Origin of the sequence: Streptomyces sp. NPDC001231 (genome assembly GCF_042896885.1) — a bacterium.
Classification (GTDB): Bacteria; Actinomycetota; Actinomycetes; order Streptomycetales; family Streptomycetaceae; genus Streptomyces.
Genome location: NZ_JBIAXS010000027.1, coordinates 70,670 through 93,150, shown reverse-complemented (window position 1 = coordinate 93,150; position 22,481 = coordinate 70,670). Strand labels below are relative to the sequence as shown.

Here is a 22,481-nt window from a genome sequence, read left to right as displayed (position 1 = left end):
GTCCAGGAGAGGTCCAGGAAGGGAGCCGGTCCCATGCCCGTCGCACCGCTGTCGCCCAAGGAGATCGAGGACCGGCTGGCCGAACTGCCCGGCTGGTCCGTCGACGGGGACCGCCTCACCCGCTCCTTCCGGCTCGGCTCGCACTTCGCGGCGACGGCGATGGTCGTGCACATTGCCCAGGTGCAGGAGGAGCTCAACCACCACTCCGACCTGAACCTGGGCTACAACACGGTCTCGCTCAGCGTGAACACCCACAGCGCGGGCGGCGCCGTCACCGAGAAGGACTTTGAACTCGCCCGCCGGGTGCAGGACCTCGCACCGGGACACGGGGCGAGCTGAGCCGCCGCCGGGACGGGGTGGGGGGAACCGCGTGCTGGACTACGACGAGGAAGCCGAGCGCTACGACGCCTCGCGCGGCGGCGAACCAAGAGCGGAGGCCGCGGCGGAGGCCGTCCTCGGCCTCGTGCCGCGGCAGACGCGCGAACTGCTCGACGCGGGCTGCGGCACCGGCATCGTGACCCGCCGCCTCGCCGCCGCCCGCGCCGGTCTGCGGGTGACCGGAGTCGACCGGGCGCCCGCGATGGCCCGGCACGCCGGGGCGCGCCTGCCCGGTGCCGTCGTGCTCGCCGACAGCCGCAGCCTGCCCTTCCCCGACGGTCGGTTCGACGCCGTCACCAGTGTGTGGCTGCTGCACCTGGCGCCCGGCCCCGAGGACGTGCGGGCGATCGTCGCCGAGTGCGCCCGGGTGCTCCGGCCCGGCGGGGTGTACGTCACCACGGTCGACAAGGCCGCCGCGCACAACGTCGGCAGCGACATCGACGCCGTACTCGCCTCCCGGCCCCGCCGCCCGGCCCGCGACGACGCCGGCCTCGTCACCGAGTACGCAGCCGCGTACGGCCTGGTCCCGGTCGGACAGACCCTCTTCCCGGGCCGCGACCAGGGCCGCAGCCCCCGCAGCACCATCGCCGACCTGCGCCGCGGCTGGTTCGTCACGCTGCCGCCGGGCGAACCCCTCGCCGACGCCTTCGCCGCGAGGCTGGCGGCCCTGCCCGACCAGGACCGCCGCCGCCCGGACCCGGTCTTCACCCTGCGGGCGTTCCGCAAGGAGGAGTGAAGGAGGAGCGAGGGGGCGTAAGGGGTAGTTTCCGCGAGGGGGAGCGAGGGGCATCGAGCCGGCGAGCCCGGACGAAGGGGCGCGTGCCGTGTCCGGCACGCGTCCCTCCCCCCGTCAGGAGACCGTGCAGGCCCGGCCGCCGACCGTGAAGGCGGCCGGTCTGCCATTGGTCCCCGACCAGCTCCCGGTGAAGCCGAAGCCCACCGAGGAACCGGCCGCCACGGTGCCGTTCCAGCTCACGTTCCGCGCCGTCACCGACGCGCCCGACTGGGAGTAGTCGGCGTTCCACAGCTGGGTCACCTTCTGCCCGTTCGGGAAGGACCAGGTGAGCGACCAGTCGTTCCAGGCCGTGGTGCCGGTGTTGGTCAGCTGGACGTCGGCCTGGAAGCCGTCGGTCCACTGGTTGGTGACCTTGTACGTCACCGCGCAGGGGCCGGCCGGCGGCGGTGTCGTGCCTCCGCCGGAGTCGCCACCGCCCGTGTCTCCTCCGCCCGTGTCCCCGCCGCCGGTGCCGGCGGTGTCGCCGTAGACCACGCCGCGGCCGTTGGTGGAGACGTACACGCGGCCGTAGACCCGGGGGTCGCCCGTGATCGCCGCGCCGGTCCAACCCCACTGGTGGGCGTCGTCGTTGATCCGGGTCCAGCTCGCGCCCTTGTCGGTGGAGCGGAAGATGCCCCGCACCCCGCCGATCTTCGCGCTCGTGTACAGCGTCTGGTACGAGGCGCCGCTCGCCGCCTTGCCGAAGCCGATGGTGTCGGCCTGCTCGACGCCCGCCAGCTTGGTGAAGGCCGCGCCGCCGTTGGTCGAGTGCCACAGCCCGTACGCGCCGTCGCTCGCGCCGCCCGCCAGCCAGATGTCGCCCTTCGTGCCCGGCAGCGCCTTGAAGCGCACGCTGTCACCGCTGGGCAGACCCGTGGCCGACGAGGCGGTGAAGGTCGCGCCGCCATCCGAACTCACGTAGAACTTGCCTGACTTGAAGCCATAGAAGGTTTTCGGATCCACCCGGTCCGACTCCACGACGGCGCCCGCCGGGATCCCGGCCGACGCCGACCACGAGGACCCGAAGCCCGTCGTGTACCGCACGCCCGTACCCGCCGGGCTCCACACGAACCGGCTGCCGTCCGCGGCGGCCGCGACCGTCCCGCCGCCGCTCACGCCCGACGGGTCGGTGCCGGCGAACCAGTTGGCGCCGTTGTCGGTCGAGAACCCGATGTGCGCGCCCGAGTCCGTGTCGCCCACCCGCACCACCGTGTTCGGGTTCGTCTCGGCGAGGTCCAGGCTGGTGCTCGTGGTGAAGGTGGGGGAGGTGAACATCATCGACGGGACCTTCGCCAGATCCGTGTGCCGGAAGCCGCCGATGTCGCCCAGCGCGCTGAGCAGCGGCGCTCCGGAGGGCGGCGACGCCAGGTCGTTCACCGCGGTCTCCTCCAGGCCCTGCACCATCGGGCGCACGGTGAACTGGCCGCCGCCGTCCCATCTGGTGAGGTTCTCGGTGCCGTAGATCGTCGCGCCCGTGCCGTACATCATCCGGTCGGAGTCGAACGGGTCGATCTCCAGCGCCTCCGTCATCCAGCCCAGTTTCGGGGTCTGTTCGGGCGGTGAGGGGTTGGCGCCGAAGGTCAGCCAGGGTGTGGACGACACGTCCATCGTGTAACGGTTCGAGCGGTTCGGGTACGACGTGTAGTCCCAGGCCTGCGTCCAGGTCGCGCCGCTGTTGGTGGAGCGGAAGATCTGCGTGTCCGGCCACCAGGAACTGTAGGCCGTCGCCATGACCGTGCCCGGGTGCTGCCGGTCGAGCGTCAGACCGCTGAAGCCGTAGTAGGTGTCGGCCACCGCGACCGGGCTGATGTTGGTCCAGGTGCCGGTCGCGGTCGCGTACCGCCACAACTGGCCCTTGCCGCCGTCGTACGGTCCGCCCGTGTCGCTGTAGGCGAGATACAGGTAGCCGTTCTTCGCGTCCAGCACGCCCTTGTGGGCCAGGTACCCGGTCGGCTGCCCCGGCAGCCGCTGCCAGGTCGCGCCCGCGTCCGTCGAGCGGTACACCGCGTTGTCCTTGTCGGCGACCCCGGCGTAGACGGTCTTCGTCGCGTTGCCCGAGGTGCCGGTGGACTCGTCGAAGGTGACCCAGACGACGCCCTGGTTGTCGCTGGCGTAGCCGGACGTGTCGCTCGGGTCCTGCGCGTAGTTGCCCGGGTTGGTGAAGCTCGTGACCCGCGACCAGGTCGCCCCCGAGTCCGTCGACCGCCACAGGCCCTTGCCGCTGGGCGCGCCCAGGTACAGCACGCTGTTCCTGTTCGGGTCGATCGCCAGTCGCTCGCCCATCCCGCGGCCCGGCATGTTGCCGCCGAGCTTGAACGGCAGGTCGGCCTTCTTCCAGCTCGCGCCCCGGTCGGTGGAGCGCAGCACGGCGCCGTTGCCCGGGTCCCAGCTGTTGGTGTACGTGCCGACGGCGGCGTACACCCGGTCGGGGGCGGCGGAGTCGGAGGCGAGGGAGACGACGCCGGTGTGGCCCCAGTCGTCCCAGCCGACCGAGTCCAGCAGCGGGGTCCAGGTCTTCGTCGACTGCTGCCAGCGGTAGGCGCCGCCGATGTCGGTGCGGGCGTAGACCAGGTTCTTCTCACTGCGGTTGAAGACGATGCCGGGGACGAAGCCGCCCCCGTCGATGCGGGCGTTCTTCCAGGTGTACGTGTCCGCCGCGACCGCGGCCGGTGCGGCGGGCCGGGCCGCCGCGGACGGGGCGCCGGCGAGCAGTCCGGCGGCGAGTGCGAACACGGCCGTCAGGACACGGGCGGTGCGGGGCGTTCTTCGCACGGTGGGGCTCCTCTCGACGGAGGGCAGGAGGAAGGGGGAGAAGGAGGCAGGAGGCAGGAGCGGGAAGGACGTGACGACCGGGCGGCTCCCCGTGAGGGAGCCGCCCGGTCGGGGTCCCGTCGGCGGATGACGGGCCCCGGTACACGGAGCGTTCAGCGGGGACTTATTCGAGGAGCTCCGCGTACGAACCCATGGCGAGGGCGATGTCCGCCTGCGCCCAGAACCGGTGGTAGGTGAAGACCGGGGCCGCGCCGCCCTTGAGGTAGGACTCGATCTTCGACCAGGCCGGGTCGTTCTTGTAGAAGGAACGGATCGAGGCGAACGTCGACGAGGAGTCGATCTTGTCGCCGTTCGGCATCGTGCCGGTCCAGCCGTTGGGCACGTACACCTTGTCGCCGAACCGGCTGTAGTCGGTGCGGGTCTCCGGGACGGCGATGCCCAGGCTGTCCTGGTTGTTGTTCCACATGCCGTCCAGCAGGGCCTTCGCCGTCGACTTGGCCTGCGCGTCCCCGGACCTGGCGGCGTAGTACGTCAGGGTCTTGGCGTACGCGGCGGCCACACCGACGTCGTTGGTGTAGTCGGCGACGGTGACGTGCAGCCCGCTGTTGGAGCCGGGGGAGGAGGCGTTCCAGGTGTCCGGCTGCCCCGACCACTGGAGCGTGGAGGGGATCTGGAAGGTGCCGTTGGGGTTGACCGTGGTCTTGGACAGCGCCCACTTGACCCACTTGTCGAGTACCGTCTTCGCGGCGGCGTCACCCGTCTGCTGGTAGTACTCGGCGACCCGCTCCATCGACCAGGCCTGGAAGCCGAACCACTGGTTGGACGGCGGGTCGTGGTAGACCGGCTGCCAGTCGTAGTACATGCCGTAGAAGGTCGACGTGCCGGCCGGCGGGGTGGCGTAACGGCCCTGCCAGCTGTTGGTCGCGCCGCCCGCGATGGCGCCCTCGGAGGACTGGAGCCACCGGTAGAACTCCAGTTGCCGCTGGAGCGACTTGCTCCAGTCCGCCACGCCCGTCGCCGACTTGGGCTTCAGGTTGGCGTTGCTGCTCAGCGCGTACGCGGCGAGCGGGTTCTGGTAGCCGCCGTGGACGTGGCTGGAACCGATGCGCCAGGCCCAGCCCGCCGAGGTGTCGGTCGCCCCGCCCCAGGCGTAGTACCAGGAGAGCAGGTAGTGCGAGGCGTCCTTGCCGGTGCCGGCGGGGCAGGAGGAGGGCCCGACACAGTTGCCGATCTTCTTGAAGTACTTGTCGTACATCGAGTACCGCAGGTAGTCGCCCATCTTCGCCGCCTTGGCGACGGTGGCCGACACATCGGCTCCCTTGCCCTGCGCCTTGGCCCACAGATCGGCCCAGTACGCGGCCTGGACGGCGCGCGCGTCGGCGTCGGGGGCGTTGGTGTACTTCCACTGCTTGGCGTAGGAGTCGTCACCGGTGAACAGGTCCAGATAGCCGTTCTTGCCGCCGTACTTGAAGGCGTCGCAGGTGGTCTGCGGCACCGTCTCCCAGACCGACTCCTCGGCGCCGCGCTGGAAGGTGTTGATGTACGACGGTCCCTTGGCCGTGGGGCCGGCCTCGCACTGACCGCCCGGCGTGTTGCCGTAGCCGTAGACGTTGTCGACGTCCTCGATCCAGTGCATGCCGTAGACGTCGTCCGTGCCGTAGGCGGACTTCAGCTCGGACGCGATCGGGTCAGGACCCACCGACACCCCGGAGTCGAGCTTCGCCGGGTACTGGTTGGGCGTGTCCAGCTCGGGCGCGTACGTCGCCGGCTTGGAGGCGGTGTAGAAGGAGTTGGTCGGTTGGTCGGCGTGGGTGGGGATCATGTACTTCTCCATGATCGACCAGGCGCCGTTGAACTTGGTCCAGTCGCCCGTCACCTTGCCGTACATGGCCTGGAGCCACAGGAGGTAGCTGTACGCCTCCGACGTGGTCTCGTGGCCGTGGTCGGGCGCCTCCACGATCAGCGTCTCCACCGAGTGGTAGGGGATGCCGTCGGGGGAGAAGTACCCGTTCGCCGGGTTGGTGATCTTCCCGTACAGGTCCAGGAAGCGGGCGTCGTACGTCTTCGAGGCGGCCAGCTCCGTCACGGTGACCGTGGCCTTGGTGTAGCCGGTCGCCGCGGCCGTGAAGACCGCCGAACCGGTGCCCGAGGAGTCCGCGGTGATGGTCACCTTCTGCGCGGTGTTCCAGTTGGCCGGAGTGAAGGTGAGCGAGGAACCGCCGGTCACCGACAGGCCCGTGTTGCCGGACGTACGGGTGACCCCGACCGTCACATTGGAACTGGGCTGGCTCGACAACTTGACGTCGAAGGTCCCCGACTTGCCCTGCTGGACACCCAGTTGGGTGGGCGAGGCGACCACCGCGGGACCCGAGGCGACCGTGATGCCGACCGGTGTGGACTCCGCGGACGCGCCGAGGCTGTCGTACGCCTTCGCCACCAGCGAATGACTGCCCACGGTCAAGTTGGAGACCGAGAGCGAGTACGGAGCGCTCGTGTCCGTGCCCAGCAGGGTCGTGTCGTCGTAGAACTCGATCTTGGTGATGCTCGCGTTGTCGGCCGCCGCCGCGGTCGCCGCGAGCGGTACGGCGGCGCCCTGGCTGTAGACCGCGCCCGCGGACGGGCTGGTCAGCACCGTCACCGGGGGCTGGTGCGCGCCGGCGCAGGTGGTGCCGTTGACCGCGAAGCTCGTCGGCGCGGTGTTGGTGCCGCTGTAGCTGAACTGGGCACCGGCGTTCACGGCGCTTCCGGCGGCGATCGTCCCGTTGTACGACTCGTTCTTCACGGTGATCGTCTGGCCGGACTGCGACCAGATGCCGTTCCAGCCGTTGCTGAGTTTCTGGTTGCCCGAGTAGCCGTAGGTCAGGGTCCAGCCGTTGATCACGTCCGTACCGCGGTTGGTGATGGTCAGGTCCGCGGTGAAGCCGGAGCCCCAGTCGTTGGTCTTGTAGTCCACGCTGCACTGCAGGGCCGCCGCGTGCGCGGTGGTCGACCCCGTCGACAGCATGGTGAGCGGAAGAGCGAGGGCCGCCACGGCGGCGGTCCACAGCCGCCGCACGCCGCGGCGTCTGCGTCGGGGATGCATGTGCTGGTTCCTCCTTGCGGCTCGGGGGAGGTGGGGGAGGAGCGTCAAGCCGTGAACCAGTGGGAGCGCTCCCATAGTGCGGACGGGTGTCCAGGGGGTCAAGGTCCTTGAAGAGTCGAAAAGATTCGACGCCGGTCAACCTCCTTTAAGAGCTGTTGAGTTGAGGAAGTTCGACAAAAGTTCGCACCCCCTCTGTCCTTCGTCGTCACTTGCCGCTACCTTCACTCGAACCAGTGGGAGCGATTCCATCAGTCGACGCGGCCGTCACGGCGCGCCAGAGCTGCAAGGAGTCGCTCATGCGACACCCCCCGCGTTCAGTCCTTTTAGCCATCGCCGGTGCGGTCGCGCTCGTCGGGAGCGTGGTCGTGCCTGCGGTCACGGCGCACGGAGCCGCACCCGCGTGCACGGTGGAGTACACCGTCACCAATCAGTGGGACGCCGGCTTCCAGGGCGACGTGAGGATAACCAACAACCAGGCTCCGATGAGCAGTTGGAGTCTGACCTTCGACTTCGCGGGCGGTCAGAAGGTCACCCAGGGCTGGAACGCGAAGTGGTCCCAGTCCGGTACGACGGTGACCGCCGCCAACGAGAGCTACAACGGTTCGCTCGGCACCGGCGCGAGTGTCAGCGCGGGTTTCCTCGGCTCCAGGTCGGGGAGCAATCCCGTGCCGACGGCGTTCAAGCTCAACGGCACCACCTGCAACGTCGACTCGGAGCCGTCCACACCTCCGACGGATCCGCCGCCGACCGGTAACGGCAAGGCGCCCGCCCTGCACGTCTCCGGCAGCAAGCTCGTCGACGCCGCCGGGAACAACCGCCGGCTGCTCGGGGTCAACCGCTCCGGCGGCGAGTTCATGTGCGTCCAGGGCTACGGCATCTGGGACGGTCCCGTGGACGACGCCGCGATCAAGGCGATCGCCGACTGGAAGGCGAACGCCGTCCGTATCCCCCTCAACGAGGAGTGCTGGCTGGGTCTTTCCAACATCAAACCGCAGTACGCGGGCGCGAACTACATCAGCGCGGTCAAGGAGCTGGTGGCCCGGGTCGAGGCGTACGGCATGACCCCGATCGTCGAACTGCACTGGACCTACGGCCAGTACACCGGCAACTCGGCGGGCTGCTCCGACGTCCACGCCACCTGCCAGAAGCCGATGCCCGACGCCCAGTACACCCCGTCGTTCTGGTCCTCGGTCGCCGGCACCTTCAAGGGTGACCAGGCCGTCGTCTTCGACCTGTTCAACGAGCCCTATCCGGACCGGGCGACCTCAAGTCTCACCGACGCGTGGAAGTGCTGGCGCGACGGCGGCACCTGTCCGGGAATCGGGTACCAGGTCGCCGGCATGCAGAGCCTCGTCGACGCGATCCGCGGTGCCGGGGCCAAGAACGTCATCCTCGCCGGTGGTCTCGCGTACTCCAACGACCTCGGTCAGTGGCTCACCTACCGGCCCAGCGACCCGACCGGCAATCTGGGCGCCTCCTACCACGTCTACAACTTCAACACCTGCTCCAGCGCGAGCTGCTGGAACTCCACCCTCGCCCCGGTCGCGGCCCAGGTGCCGCTGGTGGCCGGGGAGATCGGCGAGAACACCTGCTCGCACGGATTCATCGACCAGGTCATGAAGTGGTTCGACGACCGTGGCCTGTCCTACCTGGGCTGGACCTGGAACACCTGGGACTGCTCCTCCGGGCCGTCCCTGATCTCCGCCTACGACGGTACGCCCACGGCGTTCGGCGCCGGGCTGCGCGACCACCTGCGCGCCCTCAGCCCCTGAGTCCCTCCCCGCAGGTCCGAGTCCGCAACTCCAAATCCACACCCCCGAGTCCTTACGACCCTTTCCGGAAGGCCGAAAGGCCGAAAGGCCGGAAGGCCGAAATTCCGAAAGTCCCCTATCCGCAAGTCAAGTTCGAAAGAAGGAGCACTTCGCACTCATGAGCCGCACCAGAACATCGATACTCGCCGCCATGGCCCTGGTGGCCGGGGCCACGGGGGCGGCGCTGACCGCCGCACCCGCCAGCGCCGCCGTCCCCTGTACCGTCGACTACAAGGTCAACCAGTGGGACAGCGGCTTCACCGCCGATGTCACCGTCAAGAACAACGGCGCCGCCAAGTCGAGTTGGTCGCTGAAGTGGACCTACGCCGGCAACCAGAAGGTCACCAGCGGCTGGAACGCGAAGATCAGCCAGAGCGGTGCCAACGTCACCGCGGCCAACGAGAGCTACAACGGCAGCCTTCCCACGGGCGGTTCCGTCAACTTCGGCTTCCAGGGCACCTACAGCGGCACCAACGCGATCCCGGCCGCCTTCACCCTCGACGGTGTCACCTGCAACGTCGACAGCGGCGGTGGCGACCCCGGCGGCGGTGACCCGGGCGGCGGCAACCCCGGAGGCGGCAACGGAAGCCGGGTCGACAACCCGTACACCGGCGCCAAGGTGTACGTGAACCCGGAGTGGTCCGCGAAGGCCGCCGCGGAGCCGGGCGGCAGCCGCGTCTCCAAGCAGCCCACCGGCGTCTGGCTCGACCGCATCGCCGCGATCAACGGCGTGAACGGCGGCATGGGTCTGCGCGCCCACCTCGACGAGGCCCTGAAGCAGAAGGGCAGCGGCGAGGAGGTCATCCAGGTCGTCGTCTACGACCTGCCGGGACGCGACTGCGCGGCCCTCGCCTCCAACGGCGAGCTCGGCCCGACGGAGATCGACAAGTACAAGACCCAGTTCATCGACCCGATCGCGGCCATCCTCGGCGACGCCAAGTACTCCTCGCTGCGGATCGTCACCACCATCGAGATCGACTCGCTGCCGAACCTGGTCACCAACACCAGCGGCCGCGCCACCGCCACACCGCAGTGCGACACCATGAAGGCCAACGGCAACTACGTCAAGGGCGTCGGCTACGCACTGGCCAAGCTCGGCAAGATCCCGAACGTCTACAACTACATCGACGCCGGGCACCACGGCTGGATCGGCTGGGACGACAACTTCGGCCCGTCGGCCGACATCTTCAAGCAGGCGGCCACCAGCGAGGGCGCGTCCGTCAACGACGTGGCCGGCTTCATCACCAACACGGCCAACTACAGCGCCCTGAAGGAGAACAACTTCACGATCAACGACCAGGTGAACGGCGTCTCGGTGCGCCAGTCCAAGTGGGTGGACTGGAACCAGTACGTCGACGAGCTGTCGTTCGCGCAGGCCTTCCGCAACAAGCTCGTCTCGGTCGGCTTCAACTCCAACATCGGCATGCTGATCGACACCTCCAGGAACGGCTGGGGCGGATCGGCGCGTCCGGCCGGTCCGGGTGCCAAGACCAGCGTGGACACCTATGTCGACGGCGGGCGCTACGACCGTCGCATCAACACGGGCAACTGGTGCAACCAGGCGGGTGCCGGTCTCGGTGAGCGTCCGCAGGCGGCGCCGGCCGCCGGCATCGACGCCTACGTGTGGATGAAGCCCCCGGGGGAGTCCGACGGTTCCAGCTCGGCCATCCCGAACGACGAGGGCAAGGGCTTCGACCGCATGTGCGACCCGACCTACGGCGGCAACGCCCGCAACGGCAACAGCGCGTCGGGCGCGCTGGCGAACGCTCCGGTCTCCGGGCACTGGTTCTCCGCCCAGTTCCAGGAGCTGATGAAGAACGCGTACCCGCCTCTGCCGTGATCTGAGGCGATCCGCCGGGGCCGGCCCTGCCGGGCGGCCCCGGCGGGCGGCGAACGGCTCATCCCCGCGGCCGGGGGGCACATGCCCCCCGGCCGTTTTGCCGCCTCGGCAACAGGAGTGGCCCTCTCCCGGTGCGTCGGCGCAGGCTGGCAGCACCGGACAAGAGAGGCTGATCACATGGCGCACCTACCCCACGGACACCACGACCACCAGGGGGCTCACCCCGGTCGGCACGGCCACCAAGGCCACGGTCACACCGACCTCGACTGGGCCGTCATGGCTCCGCTCCTCGAAGCCCAGGCGGAGCTGTTCGCGCCCCTGTACGGGAAGGTCATGGCGTGGCTGGGGAAGCAGGCGCCCGAGCCCGGCCTGGTCGTCGACGCCGGCAGCGGGCCGGGTGTGATCTCCGGCCTCTTCGCCGAGGCGTTCCCGCGCGCGCGGGTCGTCGCGGTGGACGGCTCCGAGCCGCTGCTGGAGCGGGCCCGGGCCCGAGCCGCCCGCCTCGGCCTGGCTGATCGCCTCGACACCCTCACCGGTGAACTCCCCGAAGTGCTGGACCAGTTGGAGTACCCGGCGGATCTGTTGTGGGCCGGCAACAGCCTGCACCACCTGGGCGACCAGCGGGCCGCCCTCGCCGCGTTCGCCGAGCGGCTGGCGCCCGGTGGCACGCTCGCCCTGCTGGAGGGCGGCCTGCCCGCCCGGTTCCTGCCCCGCGACCTCGGCATCGGCCGGCCGGGCCTCCAGGCACGTCTCGACGTGGTGCAGGAGGACTGGTTCGCGCGCATGCGGGCGGAGCTGCCGGGCTCGGTCGCCGAGACCGAGGACTGGCCGGCGCTGCTGGCGTCCGCGGGGCTGAAGCCCAGCGGCACCCGCAGCTTCCTGCTCGACCTGCCCGCCCCGGTCTCCGCTCCGGCCCGCGCCTACGTCGCCGCGGATCTGAACCGGCTCCGCGAGTCCCTGGAGAGCGGCATCGACGACGAGGACCGTGCCACCCTCGACCGGCTCCTCGACCCCGAGGACGAGGCGAGCGTGCACCGCAGGGGCGACCTCTTCGTGCTCAAGGCGTACACGGTGTACACGGGGGTGCGGACCGGCTGAGCCGCAGGGGCACGGTGGTTGACTTCAAGAGCGCTCCAAGTGATGGACTGCCCCGCGTTCACCGACACGCAGGGGGCAACCATGACCGACTCTTCTGTCACGCTCATCACCGGCGGCGGCTCCGGCATCGGCGCCGCCGTCGCCCGGCAGTTGCTCGGCGCCGGGCACCGGGTGGCCGTCACCGGGCGCGGTGAGCGGCGGCTCCGTGAGTTCGCCGACGGACTGGGACGTCCCGAGGGACTGTTGACGATCGCGGGGGACACCGCCGAGTACGACCAGGTGCGGGCCGCCGTGGAGAGCACCGTGAGGGAGTTCGGCCGGCTCGACGCGGTCGTCGCCAACGCCGGGACCGCCACCCACGACACGGTCGCCGACGGCGACCCGGCCGGCTGGCGGGAGATGGTGCTGACCAATGTGCTCGGTCCCGCGCTGCTCGTCCGCGCAGCCATCGGCGCCCTGAAGGAGACCCGGGGGCGGATCGTGCTGGTCGGCAGCGTCGCCGGGTTCGTGCCCACGCCCGGCAACCTCTACGGGGCGACCAAGTCGGCGGTCACCGCGCTCGCCGAGAACACCCGCCGCCAGGTCACCGAGTGGGGCGTGGGGGTGACCCTGATCGCGCCCGGCCGGGTGGAGACCCCGTTCTGGGACGAGTACGGCGGCCTCCCGCCGGGACGTCTGCTGACCGCCGACCAGATCGCCGGCTCGGTGGTGTGGGCGCTCCGGCAGCCGGAGGGCGTCGACGTCAACACGGTCGTCGTACGACCGCTCGGCCAGCCCAACTGAGCCCGCCCGTCCTCCTGGCTCAGTTGGCGGCGATGAACTCCCTCGCCAGCCGCTCGCCGAGCGTGACCGCCGCGCTGTGGCTCTCGATCGGCGAGACCCGGGAGTTCTTGAACAGGATGTACGTCACGCCGGAGTCGACGCCGCCGGTGACCGGGTCCGGGTTGATGCCGAGGGCCTTGGCGGTGGCGTACGAGGCCTCACCGATGATCTTCGAGGGGCCGGTGTCGCCGACGACCGCGTACTCGACCCTGTCGGCGTGGATCACCGCCACCACGCTGCCGCCGCGGATGCCGGATCCGGCGTAGTTCCAGATGCTGCTCGCGCTCGGGACCACGACGTACGGCAGCGACTCGGACTTGAGCGGTCGGCCGTCGGACTGGTGGAAGGCCGTGTCGTTCTGGAACCAGGGGTCGATTCTCTCGTTGCAGTGGGTGGTGCGCTGGCCGTCGCAGTCGATGTCCATGTCGGCCTTCCAGAACACCGCCCCGTTCTTGCCGCACACCGGGACCGTGGCCGAAGCGCCCGCGTCCTTGCGGTACTTGCCGTTGGAGATCTGCCGGCAGGTCTTCACCTTGGCGAGCAGGTCGGCGGCGTCGACCGAGCCCTCCCGTATGGACCGGGGTCCGGTGGCGCCGGAGGCGTGCGCGGGGAGTATTCCGGTGGTGAGCAGGGCCGCGCTCAGGGCCGTGGCGAGGGGCGGTCTTCGTATGTGCACTGCGGGCTCCTTCTGTCAGGAAAGTTTCCTTACCGGGAGGTGCGTTGCAACAGCGACGAAGCGCGGCGCGCCCCGGAACCGCCGGGCAGAGGTCCGGGGCGCGCCCTGCGCCGTCCGAGTCAGACGATCTCGAACGTCGCCGGGTCCGGGCCCAGGCGCCGGTCCTCGTTCAGGGCGCTGATCGCCCCGAGGTCCTCGTCGTCCAGGCTGAAGTCGAAGACCTCGATGTTCTCCCGGATCCGGGAGGGCGTCACGGACTTCGGGATCACGACGTTGCCGAGCTGGAGGTGCCAGCGCAGCACGATCTGGGCGGGCGTGCGGTTGTGCTTCTGTGCGATCGCCACGATCGCCGGGACCTCCAGGAGGCCCTTGCCCTGGCCGAGCGGCGACCAGGCCTCGGTGGCGATGCCCTGCTCCGCGTGGTACTCGCGGGCGGCGTGCTGCTGGAGGTGCGGGTGCAGCTCGATCTGGTTGACCGCCGGGATCACCGAGGTCTCGGCGATCAGGCGCTCCAGGTGCTCGGTAAGGAAGTTGGAGGTGCCGATCGCCCGGATGCGCCCGTCCGCGTGCAGCTTCTCGAACGCCTTGTAGGAGTCGACGAACTTCCCCCGGGCCGGCGTCGGCCAGTGGATCAGGTAGAGGTCCACGTACTCCAGGCCGAGCTTGTCCAGCGACGCGTCGAAGGCGCGCAGCGTGGAGTCGTACCCCTGGTCGCTGTTCCAGAGCTTGGTGGTGACGAAGACCTCCTCGCGCGGGATGCCGGATGCGGCGATGGCCTTGCCGGTGCCCTCTTCGTTGCCGTAGATCGCCGCTGTGTCGACGCTGCGGTACCCGGCCTCCAGTGCGGTGGCGACGGCCAGCTCCGCCTCGTCGTCCGGCACCTGCCAGACGCCGAAGCCCAGCTGGGGCATCTCGACGCCGTTGTTGAGGATGATCGGGGGGACCTTGCTGCTCACTCGCTTCTCGATCCTTCGCTTGTCGTCGTGTGTCGGTCCCATCGTCAACGATCACGAGCCTGATCGCATTCCTGAGCGGCCGTTCCGGCCGGAACCGGCCGGGCGGCTGGGGCGGTGCGCCCCCGATCAGACCCGGTACAGCGCCTCCACCTCGTCGGCGTACGCGTTCTCGATGGCCTTGCGCTTGAGCTTCAGGGACGGGGTCAGCAGACCGTGCTCCTCGGTGAACGGCTGGGCGAGGATACGGAACGTGCGGATCGACTCGGCCTGCGAGACCAGTGTGTTGGCGGCGACCACCGCACGGCGGACCTCCGTCTCCAGGTCGGGGTCGTGCACCAGCCGGGCCGCCGGCATCCGCGGCTTGCCGCGCATCCGGAGCCAGTGCTCGACGGCCTCCGTGTCGAGGGTGACCAGCGCGGCGACGTAGGGGCGGTCGTTGCCGACGACGATGCACTGGGAGACCAGCGGGTGGTCGCGCACCCGTTCCTCCAGCACGCCCGGCGCCACGCTCTTGCCGCCGGAGGTCACCAGGATCTCCTTCTTGCGGCCGGTGATCGTCAGATAGCCGTCCTCGTCGAGGGAGCCGAGGTCGCCGGTGGCCAGCCAGCCGTCGTGCAGGGCCGCGTCGGTGGCCTTCTCGTTGTGGAGGTAGCCCTGGAAGACGTTGTCGCCGCGCAGCCAGATCTCGCCGTCGTCGGCGATGTGCACGGTGCTGCCCGGGATGGGCTGCCCGACCGTGCCGTAGCGGGTGCGCTCGGGCGGGTTGGCGGTGGCCGCCGCGGTGGACTCGGTCAGCCCGTAGCCCTCGTAGATCTGCACCCCGGCGCCCGCGAAGAACAGGCCGAGCCGGCGGTCCATCGCCGAGCCGCCGGACATCGCGTTGCGGATCCTGCCGCCCATCGCGGCGCGCACCTTGGAGTACACGAACTTGTCGAAGAACTGGTGCTGCATCCGCAGTCCGGCCGAGGGGCCGGCGCCGATGCCCCACGCCTTGGCCTCGACGGCGTCCGCGTACTTCACGGCGACCTCGACGGCCTTCTCGAACGGCCCATCCCTGCCCTCCTTCTCCGCCTTGCGGCGGGCGGCGCTGAACACCTTCTCGAAGATGTACGGCACCGCCAGGATGAACGTCGGCCGGAACGCCTGGAGGTCGGGCAGCAGCGCGGAGGCGCTCAGCTGCGGCTGATGGCCGAAACGGACCTTGCCGCGGATCGCGGCGACCTCCACCATCCGGCCGAAGACGTGGGCGAGCGGCAGGAACAGCAGCGTCGCCGCCTCGTCGCCCTTCCTGCTGTGGAACACCGGCTCCCAGCGCTCGATCACCGTGTCCGACTCGTACATGAAGTTGCCGTGCGACAGCACGCAGCCCTTGGGCCGGCCGGTGGTGCCGGAGGTGTAGATGACGGTCGCGACCGAGTCCGGGGTGACCGCCTCCCGGTGCCGGTGCACCACGTCGTCGTCGATGTGCCCGCCCGCGTCGTACAGCTGCTGCACGACGCCGGTGTCCAGCTGCCACAGCAGGCGCAGCCGCGGGAGCCGGTCGATGACGGTGGCGATCGTCATCGCGTGCTCCTCGTGCTCCACGACCGCCGCCGTGACCTCCGCGTCGTACAGCATCCAGAAGCACTGCTCGGCCGAGGAGGTGGGGTAGAGCGGCACCACCTGGGCGCCGATCGTCCACAGGGCGAAGTCGAACAGCGTCCACTCGTAGCGGGTACGGGACATGATCGCGACGCGGTCGCCGAACCGGATGCCCTGGGAGAGCATGCCCTTGGCGAGGGCCAGCACCTCGTCGCGGAACTCGGCGCAGGTCACATCCCGCCACCTGCCGAACTCGTCCTTGCGGCCGAGTGCGATGTGGAGCGGGTCGTCCAGCGCATGCTGGAAGACGACGTCGGCCAGTCCGCCCACCGGCGGTGGCAACGTCGACGGAGGGCTGGTGAACTCGCGCAAACCCCGCTCCCGTTCCTTGTGACGCTCCGCACAGCGCCGTGAAAGCTACCCCAGCGCGGCAGGGGGCGGGAGGGCCCGCGAAGGCGGGCAGTGCCCCGGTGGACGCCGGAAAATGCGCTCACAAGGGGAAGGGTCGGACAGGGTTTCCTACGGATCAGTAAGTTTCGGTGCCGTTATCTCCACCGAATCTGTACGGCCCGATTACGGCCCAATCGACCGGCCGGCCCGACGGCCGCGGCGACCGCCGTGAACAAGCCAGGCGCCGGTCGCGGCGATCGTCTGGAACTTGCCGGACGAGCGGCGCGGCGCCATAGGCTGGGCCCCCGTCCGTACTGTCTGGGGGAGTCATGACCAGTAGGTTCACCGAGTTGGTTGTCGACTGCCACGATCCGGAGAGGCTCGCGGCTTTCTGGTGCGAGGTCCTGGACTTCGAGGTGATCGACCGGAGCGAGGGCAAGGTCGAGATCGGTTCCTGGGTGCCGACCGTCGAGGAGGTCCGGGCCCGCCAGATGCCGCCGACCCTGATGTTCATCCGGGTGCCCGAGGGCAAGACCGTGAAGAACCGGCTCCACCTCGACGTCAGCCCGATCGACGGCAGTACCGACGACGAGGTGGCCAGACTGCTCGGCCTCGGCGCCGCCAAGGTGGACGCGGGCCAGGGACCCGGCCGGAGCTGGGTGGTCATGGCCGACCCCGAGGGCAACGAGTTCGATGTCCTGCGCACCCTGGCACCGTCCGACTACATGGTCGGTCCCAAGGGTTAGGGGCGTGTATCGAATGTGCTGCTCGCCGACGTGACACCGTCGGCGAGCGATCCAAAACCACGTGCGACCTGCGCCCAGTCCTGCTGGGATCATTCGTTATGAATGTCCTTCTCAATGACGCCGACCTGACGGACAGGATGGAGCAGAATCTGGCGGAACATGCCTGTCACCTGCATCGGAGCATGAGCGGTGCGACCGTTACAGAGACTGATGACCTCCTGGTCGCCGACAGCGGCCTGGACGACGACACCTTCAACATCGTTGCCGCGGCAGGCTTCACCGTCACCACCGCTGCGGCACGTATCACCGAGACCGCCCGGACACTGCCTCGCACCGGCCGCCGCTTCTCCTGGTGGGTGGGGCCCGCCTCGCGGCCACCGGACCTCACCGCCCGCCTGACGGCGGCTGGTCTGCCGGCATCCGAACGCGAGACGGCGATGTGGGCCGAGCTGGACGACACCCTGCCGCTGCCCGCCGCCCCAGGACTGGACATCCAGACGGTGGCCACGCCCGAACAGCTCGCCGACTACGCCGCGGTTCTCGCCGCGAACTGGACCCCGCCTGCTGACACCGTCCGCCGCTTCTTCGCCCAGGCCGCCCCGCAGGCCCTGGCCGCGCACTGTCCGGCCCGTTACCTGGTCGGCTACGTGGACGGCCGTCCGGTCTGCTCGGCCGAAGTGTTTCATCACGCGGGGGTCGCCGGGATCTACAACATCTCCACCCTGGCCGCCCACCGCCGACGCGGCTACGGCGGTGCCATCACACTCGCCGCACTCCACACGGCCCGCGACCGAAACCACCACATCGCGGTCCTGCAGGCGTCCACCGACGGCGAGCCCGTCTACCGCCGTCTGGGATTCCGCTCCTGCGGCCAGTTCACCGAACACACCATCAACCCCTGAACGCCCCGAACTCCACAAGCCACCTGCCCGCTTCGGGTGATTCGGCGGAGCAGCTCGACGGCCTTGCGCAGGCGCTTGTTGCAGCCGGGCTGCTGGGGCAGGTACGGGAACAAATGCCGTGCGGTGGCGAAGGAGTCCAGGTCCGGCGTCACAACCGCACTATGGGTTCCCTCGCCTCATGCGCGCAGCCGATCCCTTGGAATCGATCATCTAGCCCACTCCGCGCCGGTGGAGGCGGTCGCCGCTGGTCAGGATGGCCGTGGCCAGGGCGTCGGCCGCGTGGTGGGGCGTGTCGTGACGGCGGCCGTGCACGAGGACGAAGTCGACCCCGCCCAGTTCCGGCAGGCCCGCGCGGTCCGGGACGCGCGCCAGGCCCGGCGGGATCAGGCCACGGGAGTGGGCCATCACGCCGAGGCCCGCGCGGGCGGCGGCCACCAGTCCGTTGAGGCTGCCGCTGGTGCAGGCGACGCGCCACGGCCGGCCCTGGCGCTCCAGGGCCTCCAGGGCGAGGGCCCGGGAGATGCCCGGCGGCGGGTAGACGATGAGCGGCACCGGACGGTCGGGGTCCAGGCGCAGCCGCTCGGCGCCGATCCAGACCAGGCGGTCGCGCCAGACCGGCTCGCCGTGCGGGTCCTCGGGGCGCCGCTTGGCCAGCACCAGGTCGAGCTTTCCGGCGGCGAGCTGCTCGTGCAGGGTGCCCGACAGCTCCACGGTCAACTCCAGGTCGACCTCGGGATGCTCATAGCGGAAGCCCTCCAGGATCTCCGGCAGCCGGGTCAGCACGAAGTCCTCCGACGCGCCGAACCGCAGCCGGCCGCGCACCCGGGCGCCGGTGAAGAACGCCGTCGCCTGCTCGTGCACCTGGAGGATCCGGCGGGCGAAGCCCAGCATGGCCTCGCCGTCCTCGGTCAGCTCCACCGAGTGGGTGTCGCGGGAGAACAGCAGCCTGCCGGTCGCGTCCTCGAGACGACGCACGTGCTGGCTGACGGTCGACTGACGCAGCCCGAGCCGCCGGGCCGCCCCCGTGAAGCTGAGGGTCTGGGCCACGGTCAGGAAGGTGCGCAGCTGGGCGGGGTCGTACACGAGGCACAGGTTACCGCGGTTATCGCGTAACGCGATGACAGTCAGAGCGGTATGACGGATTCCCGATCGGCGTCGGGGGGAGCACGATGGAGAGGGGATCCGTCGGCCTGTGGAACGGGCCGCACGGGCCGCACGGGCGTGACGACGCCCGTACCGATCCGAACAGCACGAGCAAGTGGAGCACCGTGGAACGCCTGCGCAGGACGAACCGGCTGCCGATCGACCCGTACATCGTCCTGTTGCTGGGGACGGTGGGCATCGCGGCACTCCTCCCGGCCCGCGGCGCGGCCGCCCATATGGCCTCGGGCGCCTCGACCGCCGCGATCGCCCTGCTGTTCTTCCTCTACGGCGTCCGGCTGTCCACCCGTGAGGCACTGGACGGCCTGAAGCACTGGCGGCTGCATGTCACGGTCCTGGCCTGCACCTTCCTGATCTTCCCGCTGCTCGGCCTCGCCGCCGGCGGACTCGTCCCGGTGCTGCTGAACCAGCCGCTCTACCAGGGCCTGCTCTTCCTCACCCTGGTCCCGTCGACCATCCAGTCGTCGATCGCGTTCACCTCCATCGCCCGCGGCAACGTGCCCGCCGCGATCTGCGCCGGCTCCTTCTCCTCGCTGGTCGGCATCATCCTGACCCCGCTGCTCGCGGCGGCGCTGCTCGGCAACAGCGGCGGCGGCTTCTCCGGGCACTCGCTGGTCACGATCGTGGTGCAACTGCTCGTGCCGTTCGTCGCCGGGCAGGTCCTCAGGCCGTGGATCGGAGGCTTCGTCGCCCGGCACAAGAAGGTCCTCGGGCTGGTCGACCGCGGCTCGATCCTGCTCGTCGTCTACACCGCGTTCAGCGAGGGCATGGTGCGCGGCATCTGGCACCAGGTCAGTCCCGTACGGCTCGGCGGGCTGCTCGTCGTCGAGGCCCTGCTGCTCGCCGTGATGCTCGGCCTGACCTGGTACGGCACACGGGCGCTGGGCTTCTCCCGCGAGGACCGCATCGCGGTGCAGTTCGCGGGCTCGAAGAAGTCGCTGGCCTCCGGGCTGCCCATGGCGAGCGTCCTGTTCGGCGCCCATGCCTCGCTCGCCGTGCTGCCGCTGATGCTCTTCCACCAGATGCAGCTCATGGTGTGCGCGGTGATCGCCAAGCGCCGGGCGCGCGACCCCGAGGCACGGCAGGAGGGCGCCGAGCGGGCGCCGGCGGCGGTGTCACGCACCGCGGTCGGTACGGCAACCAGTCCTCGTTGACAGGTCCCCGTTGACAGGTCCCCGTTGACCGTGGGGCGGCTCAGCCGTGGGCGGCCGCCTCCCGCAGGGCGATCCGCTCCGCGCCCGCGTACACGTTCATGGAGCTTCCCCGCAGGAAGCCCACCAGCGTCAGTCCCGTCTCCGCGGCCAGGTCCACCGCCAGGGACGACGGCGCCGAGACGGCCGCCAGCACGGGGATGCCCGCCATGACGGCCTTCTGGGCCAGTTCGAAGGAGGCGCGGCCGGAGACCAGCAGGATCCTGCGGGACAGGGGCAGGTCGCCGTTCTGCAGGGCGCGGCCGATCAGCTTGTCGACCGCGTTGTGCCGGCCCACGTCCTCCCGTATGTCCAGCAGTTCGCCGCCCTCGGTGAACAGGGCCGCCGCGTGCAGTCCGCCGGTGCGGTCGAAGACGCGCTGGGCGGCCCGCAGCCGGTCGGGCAGGCTCGCCAGCAACTCGGGCCCGACCCGCAGCGGAGGCGTGTCGGAGATCGGCCAGCGGGCCGTCGTACGGACCGCGTCCAGGCTCGCCTTGCCGCACAGTCCGCACGACGAGGTCGTGTACACGTTGCGTTCGAGGGTGATGTCGGGCAGGACGACGTCCGGCGCGGTCTTCACGTCCACCACGTTGTACGTGTTCGAGCCGTCCGCCGTCGCGCCCGCGCAGTACACGATGTTCACCAGGTCGGACGTGGCGGCCAGCACGCCCTCGCTCACCAGGAAACCGGCCGCGAGCGCGAAGTCGTCACCCGGTGTGCGCATGGTGATCGCGAGCGGCTTGCCGTTCAGCCGGATCTCCAGCGGCTCCTCGGCGACCAGCGTGTCGGGACGGGACGAGACGGCTCCGTCCCGGATGCGGATCACCTTGCGTCGTTCCGTGACTCGTCCCATGTCCTGATCAGCCCCGGTTCTGTGCGCTCTCCGGCCGAAGCGGCCCCGACGATCTCATTGTCCTGCACGCGCGGCAGGGGAACGCGGCGGGAGAACCCCGCCCATGGCGGCCGTGACCTCTCCCGATGGCCGATCCACCTGAATACTGTCGACGATGTATTGTCTGCTGCTTGCCGCCACGGGGGCAAGGGTCCCCGGCCGAGAGGGCGGCGTCCCTCTGACAGAAGCCGACAAGCGGGGACCGCCAATCCTGTGACTTCACCTGCCGCGTTACCCGTGAGTCATTGATCAGACTGGTGAATCCCGCTACCCACGGCCACGAGGGGGATCACCCATGAACGGCTCGCGCATCACCGCCGTCGGTCATTACCAACCCGCCAAGGTGCTCACCAACGAGGACCTGGAGGGCATCGTGGCGACCAGCGACGAGTGGATCAGGAGCCGGGTGGGCATCCGTACCCGGCACATCGCCGCGCCCGACGAGCCGGTCGACGAGCTCGCCGCGCACGCCGCCGCCAAGGCGCTCGCGGCGGCCGGCCTCGCGCCCGCCGACATCGACCTGGTGCTGGTCGCCACCTCCACGGCCACGGACCGCTCCCCGAACACCGCCGCCCGCGTCGCCGCCCGGCTCGGCGTGCCGCGGCCGGCCGCGATGGACCTCAACGTCGTGTGCGCGGGCTTCACCCACGCCCTGGCCACCGCCGACCACACCGTGCGCGCCGGTGCCGCGACCCGCGCCCTGGTCATCGGCGCCGACAAGATGACCGACGTGACCGACTGGACCGACCGCACGACCTGCGTGCTCGTCGGCGACGGGGCCGGGGCCGTCGTGGTCGAGGCCTGCCGGCCGGGCGAGGAGTCCGGGATCGGGCCGGTGCTGTGGGGCTCGGTGCCCGAGATGGGGCACGCGGTGCGGATCGAGGGCACGCCCCCGCGGTTCGCGCAGGAGGGTCAGAGCGTCTACCGGTGGGCCACCACGCAGCTGCCGCCGCTGGCCCGGCAGGCCTGCGAGCGGGCCGGATTCGCGCCCGAGGAACTCGCCGCGGTCGTCCTGCACCAGGCCAACCTGCGCATCATCGAGCCGCTCGCCGCGAAGCTGGGAGCCGTCAACGCCGTGGTCGCCCGCGACGTCAGCGAGTCCGGCAACACCTCGGCCGCGAGCATCCCGCTGGCCCTGTCCAAGCTCGTCGAACGGGGCGAGGTGACCACCGGCGACCCGGTGCTGCTGTTCGGCTTCGGCGGCAATCTGTCCTACGCCGGGCAGGTCGTGCGCTGCCCGTGAACGGCGGCCCCGTCGTCGCCCGGTGGGTGGGAGGGGTTCACGCGGGCGGGCTTCACGCGCGCGTGTGCGTCGCGCGCGGACGTGCGTCGCGCGCGGGTGTGACGCACGCGACATCCACCGATCGTGGCGACTGTGCATCGTAGACTGTAGACGAACGGCGATCGAC

Annotated in this window: 17 protein-coding genes; 10 read left to right on the top strand and 7 right to left on the bottom strand. The window is 70.2% G+C overall.

All coding sequences use genetic code 11. The features are described from left to right. Positions 1–33: 33 nt before the first annotated feature. The gene (locus ACFY3J_RS28850) at positions 34–339 is read left to right on the top strand and encodes a 4a-hydroxytetrahydrobiopterin dehydratase (protein WP_384186057.1); all 306 of its coding nucleotides are present in this window, start codon (positions 34–36) and stop codon (positions 337–339) included. A gap of 31 nt (positions 340–370) precedes the next feature. Continuing rightward, the gene (locus ACFY3J_RS28845) at positions 371–1,114 is read left to right on the top strand and encodes a class I SAM-dependent methyltransferase (RefSeq protein ID WP_384186059.1); all 744 of its coding nucleotides are present in this window, start codon (positions 371–373) and stop codon (positions 1,112–1,114) included. A gap of 114 nt (positions 1,115–1,228) precedes the next feature. On the opposite strand, the gene ACFY3J_RS28840 is transcribed toward ACFY3J_RS28845, so the two are convergent. Continuing rightward, positions 1,229–3,925, bottom strand: a complete 2,697-nt coding sequence (locus ACFY3J_RS28840) for a cellulose binding domain-containing protein (protein ID WP_384186062.1) — start codon at positions 3,923–3,925, stop codon at positions 1,229–1,231. A 163-nt stretch (positions 3,926–4,088) separates the two neighbouring features. After that, on the bottom strand, positions 4,089–7,007 hold the full coding sequence (locus ACFY3J_RS28835; RefSeq protein WP_384186064.1) for a glycoside hydrolase family 48 protein: 2,919 nt from the start codon (positions 7,005–7,007) through the stop codon (positions 4,089–4,091). 296 nt (positions 7,008–7,303) lie between these two features. Between ACFY3J_RS28835 and ACFY3J_RS28830 the strand changes: the two genes are divergently transcribed. From ACFY3J_RS28830 to ACFY3J_RS28815, 4 genes are all read left to right on the top strand, one after another. Next, positions 7,304–8,779 (top strand): cellulose binding domain-containing protein, encoded by a 1,476-nt coding sequence (locus ACFY3J_RS28830; protein WP_384186066.1) that lies wholly within the window; start codon positions 7,304–7,306, stop codon positions 8,777–8,779. Positions 8,780–8,936: 157 nt separating this feature from the next. Beyond that, complete coding sequence (locus ACFY3J_RS28825; RefSeq protein ID WP_384186069.1) at positions 8,937–10,658, top strand: glycoside hydrolase family 6 protein; 1,722 nt, start codon at positions 8,937–8,939, stop codon at positions 10,656–10,658. A gap of 177 nt (positions 10,659–10,835) precedes the next feature. Beyond that, on the top strand, positions 10,836–11,756 hold the full coding sequence (locus ACFY3J_RS28820; RefSeq protein ID WP_384186072.1) for a class I SAM-dependent methyltransferase: 921 nt from the start codon (positions 10,836–10,838) through the stop codon (positions 11,754–11,756). Positions 11,757–11,837: 81 nt separating this feature from the next. After that, on the top strand, positions 11,838–12,539 hold the full coding sequence (locus tag ACFY3J_RS28815) for an SDR family oxidoreductase (protein ID WP_384186075.1): 702 nt from the start codon (positions 11,838–11,840) through the stop codon (positions 12,537–12,539). A gap of 19 nt (positions 12,540–12,558) precedes the next feature. On the opposite strand, the gene ACFY3J_RS28810 is transcribed toward ACFY3J_RS28815, so the two are convergent. The 3 genes from ACFY3J_RS28810 to ACFY3J_RS28800 form a co-directional block, all read right to left on the bottom strand. Continuing rightward, positions 12,559–13,254, bottom strand: a complete 696-nt coding sequence (locus tag ACFY3J_RS28810) for a glycoside hydrolase family 75 protein (protein ID WP_384186078.1) — start codon at positions 13,252–13,254, stop codon at positions 12,559–12,561. Between the two features lie 119 nt (positions 13,255–13,373). Further along, positions 13,374–14,210 (bottom strand): aldo/keto reductase, encoded by an 837-nt coding sequence (locus ACFY3J_RS28805; protein ID WP_384186081.1) that lies wholly within the window; start codon positions 14,208–14,210, stop codon positions 13,374–13,376. Between the two features lie 126 nt (positions 14,211–14,336). After that, positions 14,337–16,163 carry an AMP-dependent synthetase/ligase gene (locus tag ACFY3J_RS28800; protein ID WP_384186083.1) on the bottom strand — a complete coding sequence of 609 codons (1,827 nt, stop codon included), beginning with the start codon at positions 16,161–16,163 and terminating at the stop codon, positions 14,337–14,339. Between the two features lie 347 nt (positions 16,164–16,510). On the opposite strand from ACFY3J_RS28800, the gene ACFY3J_RS28795 reads away from it, so the two are divergent. Next, positions 16,511–16,927 (top strand): VOC family protein, encoded by a 417-nt coding sequence (locus tag ACFY3J_RS28795; protein ID WP_384186086.1) that lies wholly within the window; start codon positions 16,511–16,513, stop codon positions 16,925–16,927. Positions 16,928–17,064: 137 nt separating this feature from the next. Continuing rightward, the gene (locus ACFY3J_RS28790; RefSeq protein WP_384186217.1) at positions 17,065–17,829 is read left to right on the top strand and encodes a GNAT family N-acetyltransferase; all 765 of its coding nucleotides are present in this window, start codon (positions 17,065–17,067) and stop codon (positions 17,827–17,829) included. Between the two features lie 210 nt (positions 17,830–18,039). Here ACFY3J_RS28790 and ACFY3J_RS28785 read toward each other — a convergent pair whose 3' ends face one another. Beyond that, on the bottom strand, positions 18,040–18,912 hold the full coding sequence (locus ACFY3J_RS28785; RefSeq protein WP_384186089.1) for a LysR substrate-binding domain-containing protein: 873 nt from the start codon (positions 18,910–18,912) through the stop codon (positions 18,040–18,042). A 212-nt stretch (positions 18,913–19,124) separates the two neighbouring features. Here ACFY3J_RS28785 and ACFY3J_RS28780 point away from each other — a divergent pair, with 212 nt between their 5' ends. After that, positions 19,125–20,144 (top strand): bile acid:sodium symporter family protein, encoded by a 1,020-nt coding sequence (locus ACFY3J_RS28780; protein WP_384186220.1) that lies wholly within the window; start codon positions 19,125–19,127, stop codon positions 20,142–20,144. A 40-nt stretch (positions 20,145–20,184) separates the two neighbouring features. Here the strand turns inward: ACFY3J_RS28780 and fdhD are convergent, their stop codons facing one another. After that, entirely contained in the window at positions 20,185–21,033 is an 849-nt protein-coding gene (gene fdhD, locus ACFY3J_RS28775) for a formate dehydrogenase accessory sulfurtransferase FdhD (RefSeq protein ID WP_384186092.1), read from the bottom strand. 334 nt (positions 21,034–21,367) lie between these two features. Between fdhD and ACFY3J_RS28770 the strand changes: the two genes are divergently transcribed. Beyond that, positions 21,368–22,315 (top strand): beta-ketoacyl-ACP synthase III, encoded by a 948-nt coding sequence (locus ACFY3J_RS28770; RefSeq protein WP_384186095.1) that lies wholly within the window; start codon positions 21,368–21,370, stop codon positions 22,313–22,315. The last annotated feature ends 166 nt before the right edge of the window (positions 22,316–22,481 follow it).

Excerpts from the sequence above, each read along its gene's own strand:
- ACFY3J_RS28850 (WP_384186057.1), top strand. The coding sequence starts at position 34 with ATGCCCGTCGCACCGCTGTCGCCCAAGGAGATCGAGGACCGGCTGGCC.
- ACFY3J_RS28835 (WP_384186064.1), bottom strand. The coding sequence starts at position 7,007 with ATGCATCCCCGACGCAGACGCCGCGGCGTGCGGCGGCTGTGGACCGCC.
- ACFY3J_RS28830 (WP_384186066.1), top strand. The coding sequence starts at position 7,304 with ATGCGACACCCCCCGCGTTCAGTCCTTTTAGCCATCGCCGGTGCGGTC.
- ACFY3J_RS28825 (WP_384186069.1), top strand. The coding sequence starts at position 8,937 with ATGAGCCGCACCAGAACATCGATACTCGCCGCCATGGCCCTGGTGGCC.
- ACFY3J_RS28820 (WP_384186072.1), top strand. The coding sequence starts at position 10,836 with ATGGCGCACCTACCCCACGGACACCACGACCACCAGGGGGCTCACCCC.
- ACFY3J_RS28815 (WP_384186075.1), top strand. The coding sequence starts at position 11,838 with ATGACCGACTCTTCTGTCACGCTCATCACCGGCGGCGGCTCCGGCATC.
- ACFY3J_RS28795 (WP_384186086.1), top strand. The coding sequence starts at position 16,511 with ATGACCAGTAGGTTCACCGAGTTGGTTGTCGACTGCCACGATCCGGAG.
- ACFY3J_RS28790 (WP_384186217.1), top strand. The coding sequence starts at position 17,065 with ATGGAGCAGAATCTGGCGGAACATGCCTGTCACCTGCATCGGAGCATG.
- fdhD (WP_384186092.1), bottom strand. The coding sequence starts at position 21,033 with ATGGGACGAGTCACGGAACGACGCAAGGTGATCCGCATCCGGGACGGA.
- ACFY3J_RS28770 (WP_384186095.1), top strand. The coding sequence starts at position 21,368 with ATGAACGGCTCGCGCATCACCGCCGTCGGTCATTACCAACCCGCCAAG.